This is a genomic window from Achromobacter xylosoxidans, from assembly GCF_001457475.1.
GTDB lineage: Bacteria > Pseudomonadota > Gammaproteobacteria > Burkholderiales > Burkholderiaceae_B > Achromobacter > Achromobacter xylosoxidans.
This window is the reverse complement of sequence record NZ_LN831029.1, coordinates 2,966,223-2,982,759: the sequence shown is the minus strand read 5'-3', so window position 1 is coordinate 2,982,759 and position 16,537 is coordinate 2,966,223. Positions and strand designations below refer to the sequence as shown.

Below are 16,537 nucleotides of genomic sequence, written 5' to 3'. Positions count from 1 at the left end.
GGATTAATTGATCCGATATTTCTATTTTACGGATGAGCGGGCGCTGCCTATAGTGGGCTCCGGCTTCCCCTACGCGACTTTTATGCCTTCCTCTCCCCTGCTCATCGGCTGCGCCTCCGGCTTCTCGGGCGACCGCAGCGACGGCGCCGCCGCCGTGGTGTGTACGCTGGCCGCCCGGGGCGGCGGCACGCTGATCTTCGAAACGCTGGCCGAGCGCACCCTGGCGCTGGCGCAACTGGCGCGCAATGCCGACCCCCGCCGCGGCTTCGAGCCGCTGCTGGACGAGCTGGTGGCGCCGGTTCTGGCCGACTGCCTGCGCCACGGCATCGCCATCGTCAGCAACTTCGGCGCCGCCAACCCGGTCGGCGCCGCGCGCCGCATCGCCGAGCTGGCCGCGCAACAGGGCTTGCCGGCGCCGCGCATCGCCGTGATCCATGGCGACGCCCTCGACACGCCAGACCAGCGCGACCTGCTGCGCCAGCGCCTGGGCGCGGCGCTGGACGGGGTCGAGGTGGTCAGCGCCACGGCCTACCTGGGCGCCACCGAGATCGCGCAGGCGCTGGCCGCCGGCGCACAGATCGTCGTCGCCGGTCGCGTCGCCGACCCGTCGCTGACACTGGGTCCGGCGCTGGCCCACTTCGGGTGGCGCCACGATGACTGGCCGCGCCTGGGCCGCGCCACCATGGCCGGCCACATGCTCGAATGCGGCCTGCAGGTCACCGGCGGCTACTTCTGCGTGCCGGGCCTGAAGGAAGTGCCGGACGTGCATGCCGCGGGCTTTCCCATCGCCGAGATCCACGCCGACGGCGAGTTCGTCATCGGCAAGGCCGCCGATACCGGCGGGATGGTGGACGCCCGCACGGTCAAGGAACAACTGCTGTACGAGGTGCACGATCCCGCGCGCTACCTGACCCCCGACGTGACCGCCGACCTGAGCCAGGCGCGCGTCGAGGAACTGGGCCGCGACCGTGTCGCCGTGCGCGGCATCACCGGCCACGCGCGCCCGGCCGAACTCAAGGTCAACGTCTGCCACCACGGCGGCTGGCTGGCCGAGGCCGAAATTTCATACGCCGGCGTGCAGGCCGAGGCGCGCGCGCGGCTGGCCGCCGACATCGTGCACAAGCGTCTCGGATCGGCGCTGCGCCTGCGCGCCGACCTCATCGGCGCCATCAGCATCCTGGACAACGACACGGGCGCCCTGCGCCACGACCATCCCGGCGGCCAGGCGCGCGACGTGCGCCTGCGCATCGCCGGCGAGCACGCCGAGCGCGCCATCGCCGAACGCGTGCTGCGCGAGGTCACGGCGCTCTATACCTGCGGCCCGGCCGGCGGCGGCGGCGTGCGCACCGCGCTGCGCCCGCGCCTGAACATGGTGTCCTGCACCATTCCCCGCGAGGCCGTAACCAGCGGCTGGCGCTTCCTGGACGAGATCCCGCAATGAACCCAGCCCTGACCTCCGTGCCCCTGTACCGCCTGGGCCACAGCCGCTCCGGCGACAAGGGCGACACCTCCAACCTCAGCCTCATCGCCTGGGATCCCGAATGCTATGAGGTGCTGGCCGAGCAGGTCACCGAAGCGCGCGTGGCCGCCTGGTTCGGCTATCGCCGACCGGCCCGCGTCACCCGCTACCTGTTGCCGACCCTGCACGCCATGAACTTCGTGCTCGAAGGCGTGCTGGACGGCGGCGTGAACGACGCGCTCAATCTGGACGCGCACGGCAAAAGCCTTTCCTTCCGCTTGCTGGACATGACGGTCCAGGTCAGCCCCGCGCTGGCCGCCCGCCTGCCCGACATCGCGGGCGACCACCCCGCCCCCGCCTGACCCCCGCAGTCCCTCACCACCACAACAACACACAACACACGACAGGAGACACACCATGCGCTTTACCCTCAAGGGCCGGCTGGCCCTGCTGCTGGCGGCCCTGCCGCTGACGGCCCTGGCCCAGGGCACGGCGGCGACGGGCTTTCCCGCCAAGCCGATCACCTTCATCGTGCCGTTCGCGGCCGGCAGCGCCACCGACCAGATCGGCCGCGCCATCGGCCAGGGCGTCACCGAGCAGACCGGCCAGGCCGTGGTGATCGAGAACAAGCCCGGCGCCAGCGCCATGATCGGCGCCGCCACCGCGGCCCGCGCCGCGCCCGACGGCTACACGGTGCTGATCACCACCAACACCACCCACGCCGCCAACGAGCATCTGTACAAGACGCTGACCTACCACCCGGTCAAGGACTACGCGCCGATCTCGCTGCTCGGCAAGGGCGGCCAGATCATGGTGGTCAACCCCAACTCGGCCGCCAAGTCGGTGGGCGACTTCCTGGCGCAGGCGCGCCAGTCGCCCGGCAAGCTGAGCTTCGGCAGCGGCAGCTCCAGCAGCCGCATCGCCGGCGAACTGCTGCAGCAAATGGCCGGCGTGCAGTTGCTGCACGTGCCCTACAAGAGCAACCCGCTGGCCGTCACCGACCTGCTGGGCGGGCAGATCGACATGATGATCACCGACACCGCCACGGGCCTGCCACAGGTCAAGTCCGGCAAGCTGCGGGCCCTGGGCGTGACCGGCCAGGCACGCTCGCCGCTGGCGCCGGACGTGCCCACCATCGCCGAGTCCGGCGTGCCGGGCTACGAGATGGGCTATTGGTTCGCGGCCTACGCGCCGGCCGGCACCCCGCCGGACGTGGTCAAGCGCCTGAACGAGCTGCTGGTCAAGGCCACGCAGAGCGCTCCGGCCAAGCAGTTCTATGCCCAGACCGGCACCGACCCGGCCAGTTCCACGCCCGACGAACTGGCGCGGTTCCAGCAGGCTGAGTCCAAGAAGTGGGGCGACATCATCAAGAAGGCCGGCATCCAGCCCGAATGACGTCCCCGGGGCGGCGCGCCCGCGCTGCCGCCTTTATCGCAACGCCGGAAACAAAAAGCCCCGTCGCATGTGCAACGGGGCTTTTTTGCCACGAAGGAAGGACCGCGCCTTATTTGTCCACGAAGGCGCGCTCGACCACGTAGTCGCCCGGCTGACCGACGCCCGGGGACACCACGAAACCGCGCTTGTCCAGCATGGCGCTGATGTCGGCCAGCATATGCGGGCTGCCGCAGATCATGGCGCGATCGGTTTCGGGGTTGATCTGGGGAATGCCGATGTCTTCACACAGCTTGCCGTTTTCCATCAGCTCGGTGATGCGGCCCTGGTTGCGGAACGGCTCGCGCGTGACGGTCGGGTAATAGACCAGCTTTTCGCGCACCACGTCGCCGAAGAACTCGTTGTTGGGCAGTTCGTTCTCGATGAAGTCGGCGTAGGCCAGCTCGCTGACCCAGCGCACGCCATGCACCAGAATGACCTTGTCGAAGCGCTCGTAGACGTCCGGATCCTTGATGATGCTCATGAAGGGCGCCAGGCCCGTGCCCGTGCCGAACAGGAACAGGTGCTTGCCGGGCTTGAGGTCGTCGACCACCAGCGTGCCGACCGGCTTGCGGCTGACCAGGATGGTGTCGCCTTCCTTCAGATGCTGCAGGCGCGAGGTCAGCGGACCGTTCTGCACCTTGATGCTGAGGAATTCGAGGTTCTCTTCGTAATTGGCGCTGGCGATGCTGTACGCCCGCAGCAGCGGCTTGCCTTCGACTTCCAGGCCGATCATGACGAAGTGGCCGTTGTGGAACCGCAGGGCCGCGTCACGCGTGGTGGTGAAGGAGAACAGGGTGTCGTTCCAGTGGTGCACGCTCAGCACGCGCTCGGTATTGAAAGCAGCCATGTCGTATCTAGTAAGGGCGGAACCAGGGGTCGACGGGAAACCGCAACGGCCTCGGCTCGTTCCGCGAGGGGTTCGCCATGGCGCACAAAAGACGCGCCCGGCATTAGGGTTGTCCCTATTCTACAGGGACTTGATGATAATTGCTCTCATTATTCCGTAATACCCTTATGCCGTATTGATGGGGATCAAGGGTCTTATGCACAGTCTTACATTGAGTTGAATACGATAAAACTTCCTGTTATCGTCCCGCTCTGACTTGATAATCATTTTCGTTAGCAGACCGCTTTGCCGGAGTCCCTATGTCCAAGCGTCCCCAAATGACCACCCTGCTGCGCGCCCTGGCCCTGGCCGGCGCCGCCGCCTTCGCCGTCCCGGCCCACGCGGCCGAGGAAGTCAGCCTCTACACCACCCGGGAACCGAAGCTGATCCAGCCGCTGCTGGACGCCTTCACCAAGGAAAGCGGCATCAAGGTCAACACCGTCTTCGTCAAGGACGGCCTGCTCGAACGCGTCAAGGCCGAGGGCGCCAAGTCGCCCGCCGACGTCCTCATGACCGTCGACATCGGCAACCTGCTCGACCTGGTGGACGGCGGCGTGACGCAGTCGATCAAGTCGCAGACGCTGGAATCGGTCATCCCCGCCAACCTGCGCGGCGCCGATGGCAAATGGTACGCCCTGTCGCTGCGCGACCGCGTGCTGTACGTCGAAAAGGACCTGAAGCTGGAATCCTTCCGCTACGAGGACCTGGCCGACCCGAAATGGAAGGGCAAGGTCTGCATCCGCTCGGGCCAGCATCCCTACAACACCGCCATGGTCGCCTCCATGATCGCCCATGACGGCGCCGAGGCCACCGAGAAGTGGCTGCGCGGCGTCAAGGCCAACCTGGCCCGCAAGGCCGCCGGCGGCGACCGCGACGTGGCCCGCGACATCCTGGGCGGCATCTGCGACATCGGCCTGGCCAACGCCTATTATGTCGGCCACATGAAGAACGCCGAACCCGGCACCGACGCGCGCAAGTGGGGCGACGCCATCAAGGTGGTCCGCCCGACCTTCGCCAACGAGAAGAGCGGTGGCACCCACGTGAACGTCAGCGGCGCCGCCGTGGCGGCCCATGCGCCCAACAAGGCCAACGCCATCAAGCTGCTCGACTTCCTGGTGTCCGAGCCGGCGCAGGCGCTGTACGCGCAGGCCAACTACGAGTACCCGGTGCGCAAGGGCGTCAAGCTCGACCCGGTCATCGCCAGCTTCGGCGAACTGAAGGTCGATCCCCTGCCCCTGACCGAGATCGCCAAGTACCGCAAGCAAGCCAGCGAGCTGGTGGACAAGGTCGGTTTCGACAACTAAACCGCAGCCAGGCGGCGCCCACGGGCGCCGTCTCGCGGCACTCAGGCCTGCCCTTGCTCGCCCGGAAAACACCCGGACGGGCGACGGCAGGCCTTGACGCTACTATAGGCGCCGCCCGCGCGGCGTCTTCCCCGCAGTAAACCTTCTGAAGCATGCATACAGATTCCCTGCCCCGGCCACTGCGTTTGCGCTGGGCTGAACGCGGCACCGGCTGGCTGGCCGGCGCCGCCCTGATCGGCCTGGCGGTGCTGGCGCCGGTGCTCACCCTGGTCTGGTGGGCGCTGGGCGGCGATCTGTCGCACTGGCGGCACCTAGCCACCTACGTGCTACCGCAGGCGCTGGCCAACACCGCCGTGCTGCTGGCCGGCGTCGGCGTGCTGGTGACATTGCTGGGCACCGGCTCGGCCTGGCTGGTGACGGCCTACGAATTCCCCTCGCGGCGCGCCTTGACCTGGGCGCTGCTGTTGCCGCTGGCGGTGCCGACCTACATCATCGCCTTCGCCTATCTCGACCTGCTGCATCCGATCGGCCCGATCCAGAGCGGCATCCGCGCGCTGCTGGGCTACGACAGCCCGCGCCAGTTCCGGCTGCCGGACCTGCGCTCGATCTACGGCGCCATCTTCGTGCTGGGCTTCGTGCTGTATCCCTATGTCTACCTGAGCACCCGCGTCATGTTCATGACGCAGGCGGCCAGCCTGCTGGAAGCGGCCCGCACGCTGGGCGCCGGCCGCTATGCCGTGTTCTTCCGGGTGGCGCTGCCGCTGGCCCGGCCGGCCATCGTCGTGGGCGTCAGCCTGGCGCTGCTGGAAACCCTGAACGACATCGGCGCCTCGGAATTCCTGGGCGTGCAGACGCTGACCGTATCGGTCTATACCACCTGGGTCACGCGTTCCGATCTGGCCGGCGCGGCGCAGATCGCGCTGACCATGCTGGCCATCGTCATCGGCCTGATCCTGCTCGAACGCCATGGCCGCAAGCGCCAGCGCTACGCCAACACGCAACGCATGCGGCCGATGCAGCCGCGGCGGCTGCGCGGCGCGGCCGCCGTGCTGGCGGCGGTGCTGGGCTGGATTCCCGTGGTGGTCGGCTTCGCCGCGCCGGCGCTGTATCTGGTCGTCGAGACCTACAAGCGGCTGCACCTGGTGGGCGGCGTTTCCAGCCAGTTGCTCAACGGACTGGGCAACACGCTGATCGTGGCGTTCAGCGCCACCCTCGTCACGCTGGTCTGCGGTCTGGTCGTGGCCTGGGCCGGCCGCACGCTGCGCGAAAGCGCCGGCTTCAATCCGGGCCGCGCCTGCGCCCGCGTCGCCAGCCTGGGCTACGCCGTGCCGGGCACCGTGCTGGCCATCGGCCTGCTCACGCCCTTCGTCTGGATCGACACCGCGGTGGCCAAGGTCTTCGGCGGCAGCGGCCTGTTCCTGATGGGTTCGATGGCGGCGCTGGTGTGCGCCTATGCCATCCGCTTCCTGGCCATCTCCACCGGCGCGCTCGAAGCCGGCCTGGCGCGCATTCCGCCGTCGCTGGAACAGGCCTCGCGGCTGCTGGGCGAAAGCTCGGCGGGCACCTTGCGCCGCGTCCACCTGCCGCTGCTGCGCCCGGCGCTGGCGGCCAGCGCGCTGCTGGTGTTCGTGGACGCCATGAAGGAATTGCCGGCCACGCTGCTGCTGCGGCCCATGAATTTCGACACGCTCGCCACCTGGCTCTATGCCGAAGCGGCCCGCGGCACCTACGAGGAAGGCGCGGTCGCCGCGCTGGCGATCGTGCTGGCCGGCCTGCTGCCCGTCATCCTGCTGGCCCGCACCAATCTGAAAATGGGACATTGAACATCGTGCCCGAACTGCTTGAACTCGATCACATCTCGCTGGCCTACGACACCCCCAAGGGCCTGCGGCCCGTGGTGCAGGACCTGACGCTGGGCCTGCCCGCCGGCCACATCGGCTGCCTGCTGGGCGAATCCGGCTGCGGCAAGACCACCGTGCTGCGCGCCATCGCCGGCTTCGAACCGGTGCGCGCCGGCCGCATCCTGCTCGATGGCGCGGTCATTTCCTCGCCTGCCGAACAGGTCGCCCCCGAAAAACGTCGCGTCGGCATGATGTTCCAGGACTACGCGCTGTTCCCGCACTTGTCGGTGGCGCAAAACGTTGCCTTCGGCCTGCGCCGCCTGGAACGCGCCGAGCGAGCTCGCCGCGTCGAAGAGATGCTGGCCCTGGTGGGCCTGGCGCACGCCGCCAACAGTTATCCGCACGAGATCTCCGGCGGCCAGCAGCAGCGCGTGGCGCTGGCGCGGGCCCTGGCGCCCTCGCCCGACCTGCTGCTGCTGGACGAGCCGTTCTCGAATCTGGACGTCGACACCCGCGAACGCCTCGCCTTCGAGGTGCGGGAGATCCTGAAGACCACGGGCCACACCGCCATCCTGGTGACGCACAACCAGGCCGAGGCCTTCGCCATCGCCGACCGCATCGGCGTCATGGCGGCCGGGCGCATCGCGCAATGGGACACGCCCTACAACCTGCACCACCACCCGGCCGACGACTTCGTGCGCGACTTCATCCGCCGTGAAGCGCTGGTGGAACAGCGCGAGCAGGTGTTCGCCCGCGGCCGCTGATCTTCCAGCCGGTTCGCCGCGCCCGCGGCAAGGGCGCGACACGCGGTGATCGCGCCCGCAGTCAGCGCTTGCGACCGGTTCGGCCAACCGCGCGGCACGCGCCGACGACGTGCCGATCAGTCAGCCGACAGTTTCACCTTCTGCGACAGCGCCTTGAACGACTCGTATTGGCTGCGCGTCAGGCGCTCCACTTCCGCCGGCGTCGAGCCATAGGGCATGAAGCCGGCTTGCTCCAGCTTGTCCTTGACGTCCGGCATCGCCAGCGCGGCCTGGAAGGCTTCGCTCAACGCGTTGGTGATTTCCGCCGGCATCCTGGCCGGGCCATAGACCGCGAACCACGGGTCCACCACCGCCCCGCCGTAGCCCAGTTCGGCCAGCGTCGGCACGTCCGGCAGCGCCGGCGCGCGCTTGCTGCCGGTGACGGCCAGCGCGCGGACCTTGCCCGACTTGATGTGCGGCAGCGAAGCCGGCAGATTGTCGAACATGATCGGCAGATGGCCGCCCAGCAGGTCGTTCAGCGCCTGCGCGCTGCCCTTGTAGGGTATGTGCTGCATGCCGGCGCCGGTGAGCTGGTCGAACATGACGCCGGCCAGGTGCATCGAGGTGCCGGTGCCAGGCGTGCCGAAGGCGGTGCCAGGATGCTGCCTGGCGTAGGCCACCAGGTCCTTGACGCTGTCGGCCTTGAGCGACGGGCCGGTTTCCAGCACCACCGAGGACGCGCCCAGCATGCTGATGCCGGTGAAGTCCTTGGTCGGGTCGAACGGCATCGACGGATAGACGAAGGGATTGAGCGCATTGGTGGAGATGGCGCCGAAGCCGATGGTGTAGCCGTCCGGCGCGGCCTTGGCCACCGCATCCATGCCGATGTTGCCGCCCGCGCCGGGACGGTTCTCGACGATGACGGGCTGGCCCAGTTTCTCGGCCACCTTGGCGCCGGCGGTGCGCGCCACCAGGTCGGTGGTGCCGCCGGCGGTGTACGGCACGATGAACACGATGGGCTTGGCCGGATAGCCGGCGGCCTGCGCCACGGCGGCGCCGTGGACCAGCGCCAGCGCGGCCAGGCCGCGCAGCGCGTTCAGGGTAAAACGTTGCATGATGTCTCCATCCCGATTGTTATCACGTTAGGGATGCGCATCATACTGTGTGGCGCAATTCAGACGCCATGAAGAACGAAATCGCGGTTCTTCGCGCGCGCCCCGATCCATCCGCCGCGATCGGTGATACAGTGCCGACTTCCCGGCAAGCGGCGCCTTGATTGCGTCCCGGCTTCGCCAGCCCCGAGGCGCCGCGCCCGATGCGCGGCCCCGCCCATACCCACCGACTGCACAGGAGGAAAGCACCATGCAACAACAGACTTCCGCCGTTGCAGGCCGCGTCTAGCACGTTCGAATTTCCTTGCCGCTCATAGCGGCAGACCGTTCGCATTGCCCTGGCCCGGACCTGCCTGACAGGGTCTCTCATTCGTATCGCAATGAGAGCAGCCCTTCTCATGACCTAATCTGGAATTTCCATGGGCAATTGCATTCAAGCATTGTCCGAGCGCGTCACATTGATCGCCTCGGACGACACCTGGATCGAAGGCAACGCGATCCAACAACTACACACCACCGCCAGGCTCGCCGGCATGCGCCGCGTCGCGGGCATGCCGGACCTGCATCCCGGACGCGGCTATCCAGTGGGCGCCGCGTTCTTCTCGCTCGGCCGCCTGTATCCGGCCTTGATCGGCGGCGACATCGGCTGCGGCATGGCGCTCTGGTCGACCAACCTGGAAAGCCGCAAAGTCGCGCCGGACAAGCTCGACAAGCGGCTGCGCAACATCGACGAACCGCTGGACGACACGTGGCAGGCACTGGTGTCGGAACTGGCGCCCGCCGGCGTGGGCCATCGGCAGGCGCTGGGCACCATCGGCGGCGGCAACCACTTCGCCGAGTTGCAGTGCATCGATGAAATCCACGATGCGCAGGCATTGGCGGCCTTGCGCATCGACGAGAAAAAGCTGCTGCTGCTGGTGCACAGCGGTTCGCGCGGCCTGGGCCGCTCGATCCTGGAGGAACATGTCCGTCGCCATGGCCATGACGGCCTCGAGCAGGACAGCGCCGCATGCCGGGATTACCTGGCGCAACACGACGACGCGTTGCGGTTCGCGCAAGCCAATCGCCACCTGATTGCGCGCCGCATGCTGGCGCGCTGGGGCGTGGACGGCGAACAGGTACTGGATGTCGACCACAACCTGGTGACCCCGGCCACCATCGCCGGAGAAGCGGGCTGGCTGCACCGCAAGGGCGCGACCCCGTCCGACGGCGGACCGGTCATCATCCCCGGTTCGCGCGGCGATTTCAGCTATCTGGTGGCGCCGATCGCCAGCGAGGCCAGCCTGTTCTCGCTGGCGCACGGCGCGGGCCGAAAATGGATGCGCAGCGAGTGCAAGGACCGGCTGTTCAAACGCTACAGCCCCGCGCAACTGAGCAAGACCCGGCTGGGCAGCCACGTGATATGCCAGGACAGGCAGCTGATCTACGAGGAAGCGCCGGAAGCCTACAAGCCCGTGGACAGCATCATCGCCAGCCTGCAGCAAGCGGGCCTGCTGACGGTGCTGGCCAGGCTGCGCCCGGTGTTGACCTACAAGACCCGGGGGGAGTGCTGCTGATGATGCTGCTACAGTTATCCGCGGCCCAGGGGCCCGACGAATGCTGCCTGGCGGTCGCCAAGGCCCTCGCCTACCTGTTGCGCGAGGCCGAGGCCCGTGGCGTTGGCGTCGATATCCTCGAACGGGAGAGCGGCGCCAAGGCCGGCACGTACCGCTCGGTGCTGCTGGCCCTGGACGGCCCCGGCGCGGCCGGCCTGGCCGCGTGCTGGGAGGGATCGATCCAGTGGATCTGCCCCAGCCCCTATCGCCCTGGCCATCAACGCAAGAACTGGTTCATCGGCGCCTTGCGCTGCGACCCGCCCGCCAGCCGCCTCGACGCGGAAATACGCTTCGAAACGACGCGTTCATCCGGGCCGGGCGGCCAGCACGTCAACAAGACGGAATCCGCGGTGCGCGCGACGCACGTGGCAACGGGCATCAGCGTGAAGGTGCAGTCCGAACGCAGCCAGCATGCCAACAAGCGCATCGCCGCGCTGCTGATCGCGCATCGGCTGGCCCAACACGAGCAGGCCGCGCACGCCACGGAACGCGCCCGGCGGCGGCAATTCCACCACGAGGTGGCACGGGGCGGCCCCGCGCGCGTGTTCAAGGGAGAGGCGTTCGAGTTGCTGAAAGCCCGATAGGCGTCGAATCGGCCGGAGCCGCCGGGCGCATGCCGCCCCGACGCTCCGGCCGCCGACGTCAGGCCCGCGGCGGCGGCAGCGGGATGAACTCGGTCTCGTCGCCCGGCACGGTCTGGCCGAAGCGGTTGCGCTGCCAGTCTTGCTTGGCCTGCTCGATGCGGTCCTTGCTGCTGGAGACGAAGTTCCACCAGATGAAGCGCGGGCCTTCCAGCGGCTCGCCGCCGAGCACCGCGAAGCGCGCGTCGGTACAGGCGCGGATCTGCACCGGGCGGCCCGGCGCGAACACGATCAGGCGGCCGCTTTCGAACACCTGCCCATCCACCTCGACGGAACCGACCGCCAGGTAGGCGGCGCGTTCTTCATGTTCGGCGGGCAGCACCGTGACGGCGCCGGCCCGCAACTGCATGTCGCCATAGAACAGCGGCGAATGGGTCTTGACGGCCGAGGTCTTGCCGAACAGCGAGCCGGCCACGACCTGGGCGCGCACGCCCTCGCCTTCGACCACGGGCTGGGCGTCCAGGCCGTAGTGGGTGAAGCCGGGATCGGTTTCCTCGTGCGCCTTGGGCAGGCCGACCCAGATCTGCAATCCGGTCAGGCGCTGCGCGGCCTGCCGGCTTTCGGGCGAGGAACGTTCGGAATGGACGATGCCGCGGCCGGCCGTCATCCAGTTCACTTCGCCCGGCAGGATGGTCTGCGTGTTGCCGGCGCCATCGCGGTGCACCATCGAGCCTTCGTACAGGTAGGTCACGGTGGACAGGCCGATGTGCGGATGCGGGCGCACGTCAATGCCCGAGCCCGCGGCGAATTCGACCGGGCCCATGTGGTCCAGGAACACGAACGGGCCGACGGTGCGGCGCTGCGCCGAGGGCAGCGCGCGGCGGACTTCGAAGCCGCCGAGATCGCTGCTGCGCGGCACCACCACGGTTTCGATCTGGCTATCGCCGGGTTGGGACAAGGTGGACATGGAAATGCTCCTGTAGGTTGGCCGTCTTGGGACCATGTTAAGGCCCCGGGGGCCTTTGCTGAACCGCCTGCCGCGCCATCGCCCGACGGCGGACCGGCCACGCATCGAAAACAGGCCGGGCGGACCATTGGTCCGCCCGGCCGCCGGCCGTCAGGCCAGGTCGAACACCAGCACCTCGGCGTTGTCGCCGCCGGACAGCGCCACCCGCGTTTCATCGCTGATGGCGACCGCGTCGCCGGCCGCCAGGGCGACGCCATTGACCGTCAGGCCGCCGCGCGCCACGTGCACCCAGGCACGGCGGCCGGGGGCCAGTTCCAGCGTGGCCGACTCGTCGCCGTTGAACAGGCCGGCGTAGAGCCGCGCGTCCTGGTGGATGATCATCGAACCATCGACGCCGTCGCCCGACACCAGGGCTTGCAGGCGGCCGCGCTTTTGCGCGTCGCTGAACGCCTTTTCCTCGTACTCCGGCGCGATGCCGGTGACGTTCGGCTCGATCCAGATCTGCAGCATGTGCGTTTCCTTGTCGGCGCGCGGGTTGAACTCGGAATGCATCACGCCGCGGCCAGCGCTCATCCGCTGCACGTTGCCGGGCTGGATGGTGGAACCGCTGCCCATGCTGTCCTTGTGCGCGATGGCGCCGTCCAGCACGTAGGTGATGATCTCCATGTCGCGGTGCCCGTGGGTGCCGAAGCCGCGGCCGGCGGCGATGCGGTCATCGTTGATCACGCGCAGCGCGCCGAAACCCATATGGGCCGGATCGTAGTAGTTGGCGAACGAGAAGGTGTGGAACGAATCGAGCCACCCGTGGTTGGCGTGACCGCGTTCGGCGCTACGGCGAATGGTAAGCATAGTGGACTCCCTGTTTCAAATAAGTGAATGGTTTCGCGGTGGCTGGCTTCCCTGCTTTCCGGTCGGGAAGACAACGCTGCGCAACCGGCATGAATGACATTGTGCGCGTACTTGGAAGCCGATTTGACGCTATGATTTGAAGAAACCATTCAAATTATTTGAACGATATTTTCCGGAGCCCGTCCCCATGCAACAGCCGATCACCCCCGAATTGCTGGTCCTGGTGGACGCGATCGCGCGCCACGGCAGCTTCGCCAAGGCGGCGCGCGAGCTGGACAAGGTGCCCTCCGCCGTGACCTACGCGATCCGCAAGCTGGAGGATGGGCTGGACGTGCTGCTGTTCGACCGATCCGGCCACCGCGCCGTGCTGACGCCAGCCGGCGAGACCCTGCTCAAGGATGGCCGCCACGTATTGCAGTCGCTGGACGATCTGGCCTGCCGGGTCAAGCGCATCGCGACCGGCTGGGAGGTGGAACTGCGCATCGCGGTCAGCGCGGTGCTGCCGTGGCGGCCGCTGTACGACCTAGTTGAAGAGTTCCAGGCGCTGGGCAGCGCGACCACGCTGCGCTTTTCGACCGAAGTGCTGAGCGGCAACTGGGACGCGCTGACCTCGAACCGCGCCGACCTCGTGATCGGCGCGGGCGCGGCGGGCGAGCCCACCGGCCCCTACCGCTCACAGACCATGGGCCAGGCCCAGTTCGGCTTCTGCGTGGCCGCGCATCACCCGCTGGCGTCGGCGCCGCAGCCCTTGAGCCGCGCCGACATCACGCGCTATTGCGCGGTGGTGGTGGCCGACACCTCGCGCAACCTGCCGCCTCAATCCCGCGGCATCCTGGCCGAGCAACCGACGCTGGTGATGCCGACGATGCAGGCCAAGATCGAGGCGCAGATCCGCGGCCTGGGCTGCGGCTACCTGCCGCTGACGCTGGCGGCGCCCTATCTGGCGCAGGGCGTGCTGGTGGTCTGCGATACCGACGAGGGCATGTCGCTGACCGAGCACGTGGCGTATGCGTGGCGGGCGGAGGCGCCGGGCGAGGCGTTGAAGTGGTGGCTGCAGAAGCTGAAGTCGCCGCGCCTGTGCGAAGGGCTGCTCGGCATGGCGTGAGCGCGTCGTTTCCGCGAGAGGAGGCCACGCGGGCGACGCAGCGCCGCCCGCGTGTTCCAGGCAAATGTGCCCTACTCGTCTTCGATGCCGAGTTCGCGCAGCTTGCGGGTGATGGTGTTGCGGCCGATGCCCAGCCGCGAGGCGGCTTCGACGCGGCGGCCGCGGCTGGCGTCCAGGGCGCTTTGCAGCAGGATTTTCTCGAACTGGCGCGTCAGGGTCGCCATGACGGCGGGTTCGCCGCGTTCCAGGCGGTACTGGGCGTCGCGCAGCAGCGAGTCCTGCCAGTTGCGTGGCGCGTCGTCGTCGATGGCGGCGGCCGGCGCGTGCTGGACCACGGTGCCGATGGCGGCGACGCTGGCGCCGGCCGGTGGGCGCGGCGAGACCGTGCCGGCGACCGGCGCGTGTTCCATGGCGCGGATCTCGGGCGGCAGGTCGGCGCGCTCGACCGTCTGGCCCGGGGCCATGACGGTGAGCCAGTGGCAGAAGTTCTCCAGCTGGCGCACGTTGCCGGGAAAATCGAACTTGGTCAGCACCGCCAGCGCCTCGGGCGTCAGCCGCTTGACCGGCACGCCCAGCGAGCGCGCGCTGGCCGTCAGGAAATGCTGGGCGAGCGCGGGAATGTCCTCGACCCGCTCGCGCAGCGGCGGCAGGCGCAGGCGGATCACGTTCAGGCGGTGGAACAGGTCTTCGCGGAACAGGCCCTGCTCGACCCGTTGTTCCAGCGGCTGGTGGGTGGCGGCGACGATGCGCACGTCGACCCGCACCGGCTGGGCGCCGCCGACGCGATAGAAGCTGCCCTCGGCCAGCACGCGCAGCAGGCGGGTCTGCAGCTCGATCGGCATGTCGCCGATTTCATCCAGGAACAGCGTGCCGCCGTGGGCTTCCTCGAAGCGGCCGCGGCGCAGCGTGTTGGCGCCGGTGAAGGCGCCACGCTCATGGCCGAACAGTTCGGCTTCCAGCAGGTCGCGCGGAATGGCGGCGGCGTTCAGCGCCACGAACGGGCCGCTGGCGCGCACGCCGTGGCCGTGCAGCGCGCGCGCCACCAGCTCCTTGCCGGTGCCGGACTCGCCGGTGATCAGCACGGTGACCTTGGACTGCGCCAGCCGGCCGATGGCGCGGAACACTTCCTGCATGGCGGTGGACGAGGACTGCGTCATCATCCAGCGCTCGTTGTTCTGGGCTTCGCCCTGCCCTTCGGGGCTCTCGGGCTGGGCCGATTCCTGCATGGCGCGCTGGATCAGCGCGACCGCCTCGTTCACGTCGAAGGGCTTGGCCAGGTAGTCGAAGGCCCCGCCCTGGAAGGCCGACACGGTGCTGTCCAGGTCGGCGAAGGCGGTCATGACGATGACCGGCAGGCCCGGATGGCGTTCCTTGAGCTGGCGCAGCAGTTCGAGGCCGTTGCCGCCGGGCATGCGGATATCGGAAACCAGGGCGACGGGCGTCTCGTGCGACAGCGCTTCGAGCACGTCGGCGGCCTGGGAAAAACTACGGGTGGGGACACCGGCGCGGGCCAGGGCCTTTTCGAGGACCCAGCGGATGGCCTGGTCGTCGTCGACGATCCATACGGGTTTCATCAGAGTGCGGGCTCCATCGGTAGGACCAGGCGAAACTCGGTGCGCCCGGGTCGGGATTCAAATTCGATGATGCCTCCGTGCTGCTGCACGAAATCCTGGGCCAGGCTCAGGCCCAGCCCGGTCCCGCCGGCGCGAGCGGTGACCAGGGGGTGGAAGATGCGGTCGCGGATGTGGTCCGGCACGCCGGGGCCGTTGTCGATGATGGACAGTTCCAGCGCCAGGCGGTGCTGGCGGTGCGCCAGCATGACCTGCCGCGCGACGCGCGTGCGCAGCGTGACCACGCCCGGCTCCAGCCCGGGCGCCTGCGGCCGCGCCACCAGTTCCTGCGCGGCGTTGCGGGCCACGTTCAGCACCGCCTGCATCAGGCGGGCGGCGTCGCCCTTCAGGTCGGGCATGGAGGCGTCGTAGTCGCGCACCAGCGTGACGTCGTTGCGGAATTCGGCCTGGATCAGCGCGCAGACGCGCTCGCAGATCTCGTGGATGTTCACCGGCCGCGCGTTCAGCGGCACGCGCTGCGGCCCGCTCAGGCGGTCCACCAGCGCCTGCAGGCGGTCGGCTTCGGAAATGATGACCTGGGTGTATTCGGCCAGCGCCGCGCTCGGCAGCTCGGCTTCCAGCAGTTGCGCGGCGCCGCGCAAGCCGCCCAGGGGATTCTTGACTTCATGCGCGAGGTTGCGCAGCAGCTCGCGGTGCGCCTCGATCTCGTCGACCAGGCGGTGATTGCGGTCGGCCAGCACGCGCTGCTCGATCTCGCGGGTCTCGATCAATGCGGGCCAGGGCTGGCCGCTCAGTCCCACCGTGGTCACCGCCACTTCCACCGATTCAGCGGCGCGGCGCAGCGATGCCAGTTGCCGGACGTCGGCATACCTGCCAGCGGCGGCGCGGTCGATGGACGACTGAATGTTCTCAGGATTGTCGAACAGCGTGGCGGCGGAATGGCCGCGCAGCTGCTTGCGGGAACGGCCGAAAAGATCCTCGGCGGCCGCATTGGCGTATTCGATATGACCGCGTTCGTTGACCAGGAAAACGGACGTGGCAAGCAGATCGAGAGCTTCTACATTCATTTTTCAACGTACCCGAATGACTA

15 protein-coding genes are annotated in these 16,537 nt (G+C 68.4%); 9 read left to right on the top strand and 6 right to left on the bottom strand.

Annotated elements, in window-relative coordinates; all coding sequences use genetic code 11:
• Positions 1–82: 82 nt before the first annotated feature.
• The 3 genes from AT699_RS13470 to AT699_RS13460 are packed head-to-tail and all read left to right on the top strand — an operon-like array spanning position 83 to position 2,854.
• The gene (locus tag AT699_RS13470) at positions 83–1,441 is read left to right on the top strand and encodes an acyclic terpene utilization AtuA family protein (RefSeq protein WP_024068765.1); all 1,359 of its coding nucleotides are present in this window, start codon (positions 83–85) and stop codon (positions 1,439–1,441) included.
• Positions 1,438–1,821 carry an AtuA-related protein gene (locus tag AT699_RS13465; protein ID WP_006388243.1) on the top strand — a complete coding sequence of 128 codons (384 nt, stop codon included), beginning with the start codon at positions 1,438–1,440 and terminating at the stop codon, positions 1,819–1,821. The genes AT699_RS13470 and AT699_RS13465 overlap by 4 nt, the downstream gene beginning before the upstream one ends.
• A gap of 55 nt (positions 1,822–1,876) precedes the next feature.
• On the top strand, positions 1,877–2,854 hold the full coding sequence (locus AT699_RS13460; protein ID WP_006388242.1) for a Bug family tripartite tricarboxylate transporter substrate binding protein: 978 nt from the start codon (positions 1,877–1,879) through the stop codon (positions 2,852–2,854).
• 109 nt (positions 2,855–2,963) lie between these two features.
• Here the strand turns inward: AT699_RS13460 and AT699_RS13455 are convergent, their stop codons facing one another.
• Positions 2,964–3,740, bottom strand: a complete 777-nt coding sequence (locus AT699_RS13455) for a ferredoxin--NADP reductase (protein ID WP_006388241.1) — start codon at positions 3,738–3,740, stop codon at positions 2,964–2,966.
• Positions 3,741–4,039: 299 nt separating this feature from the next.
• Between AT699_RS13455 and AT699_RS13450 the strand changes: the two genes are divergently transcribed.
• The 3 genes from AT699_RS13450 (at position 4,040) to AT699_RS13440 (ending at position 7,688) form a co-directional block, all read left to right on the top strand.
• Positions 4,040–5,083: a Fe(3+) ABC transporter substrate-binding protein gene (locus tag AT699_RS13450; protein WP_006388240.1), complete on the top strand. Its 1,044-nt coding sequence runs from the start codon at positions 4,040–4,042 to the stop codon at positions 5,081–5,083.
• 152 nt (positions 5,084–5,235) lie between these two features.
• On the top strand, positions 5,236–6,906 hold the full coding sequence (locus AT699_RS13445) for an ABC transporter permease (protein WP_054472154.1): 1,671 nt from the start codon (positions 5,236–5,238) through the stop codon (positions 6,904–6,906).
• Positions 6,907–6,911: 5 nt separating this feature from the next.
• The gene (locus AT699_RS13440) at positions 6,912–7,688 is read left to right on the top strand and encodes an ABC transporter ATP-binding protein (RefSeq protein ID WP_026383520.1); all 777 of its coding nucleotides are present in this window, start codon (positions 6,912–6,914) and stop codon (positions 7,686–7,688) included.
• A gap of 116 nt (positions 7,689–7,804) precedes the next feature.
• Here the strand turns inward: AT699_RS13440 and AT699_RS13435 are convergent, their stop codons facing one another.
• On the bottom strand, positions 7,805–8,782 hold the full coding sequence (locus AT699_RS13435) for a Bug family tripartite tricarboxylate transporter substrate binding protein (protein ID WP_020927529.1): 978 nt from the start codon (positions 8,780–8,782) through the stop codon (positions 7,805–7,807).
• Between the two features lie 416 nt (positions 8,783–9,198).
• Here AT699_RS13435 and AT699_RS13430 point away from each other — a divergent pair, with 416 nt between their 5' ends.
• Together AT699_RS13430 and prfH are read left to right on the top strand one after the other, a co-directional pair.
• On the top strand, positions 9,199–10,335 hold the full coding sequence (locus AT699_RS13430; protein WP_024068763.1) for an RNA ligase RtcB family protein: 1,137 nt from the start codon (positions 9,199–9,201) through the stop codon (positions 10,333–10,335).
• On the top strand, positions 10,335–10,958 hold the full coding sequence (gene prfH / locus AT699_RS13425) for a peptide chain release factor H (RefSeq protein WP_020927527.1): 624 nt from the start codon (positions 10,335–10,337) through the stop codon (positions 10,956–10,958). Before AT699_RS13430 ends, prfH begins: the two co-directional genes overlap by 1 nt.
• Positions 10,959–11,016: 58 nt before the next feature.
• Here the strand turns inward: prfH and AT699_RS13420 are convergent, their stop codons facing one another.
• Both AT699_RS13420 and AT699_RS13415 read right to left on the bottom strand, forming a co-directional pair.
• On the bottom strand, positions 11,017–11,922 hold the full coding sequence (locus AT699_RS13420) for a pirin family protein (RefSeq protein WP_006388236.1): 906 nt from the start codon (positions 11,920–11,922) through the stop codon (positions 11,017–11,019).
• A 150-nt stretch (positions 11,923–12,072) separates the two neighbouring features.
• Complete coding sequence (locus AT699_RS13415; RefSeq protein ID WP_024068762.1) at positions 12,073–12,771, bottom strand: pirin family protein; 699 nt, start codon at positions 12,769–12,771, stop codon at positions 12,073–12,075.
• Between the two features lie 187 nt (positions 12,772–12,958).
• Between AT699_RS13415 and AT699_RS13410 the strand changes: the two genes are divergently transcribed.
• Entirely contained in the window at positions 12,959–13,876 is a 918-nt protein-coding gene (locus tag AT699_RS13410) for a LysR family transcriptional regulator (protein ID WP_006388234.1), read from the top strand.
• Positions 13,877–13,947: 71 nt separating this feature from the next.
• Here the strand turns inward: AT699_RS13410 and ntrC are convergent, their stop codons facing one another.
• Positions 13,948–15,450: a nitrogen regulation protein NR(I) gene (gene ntrC, locus AT699_RS13405; RefSeq protein WP_024068761.1), complete on the bottom strand. Its 1,503-nt coding sequence runs from the start codon at positions 15,448–15,450 to the stop codon at positions 13,948–13,950.
• On the bottom strand, positions 15,450–16,514 hold the full coding sequence (gene glnL / locus AT699_RS13400) for a nitrogen regulation protein NR(II) (protein WP_006388232.1): 1,065 nt from the start codon (positions 16,512–16,514) through the stop codon (positions 15,450–15,452). Before glnL ends, ntrC begins: the two co-directional genes overlap by 1 nt.
• Positions 16,515–16,537: the final 23 nt, after the last annotated feature.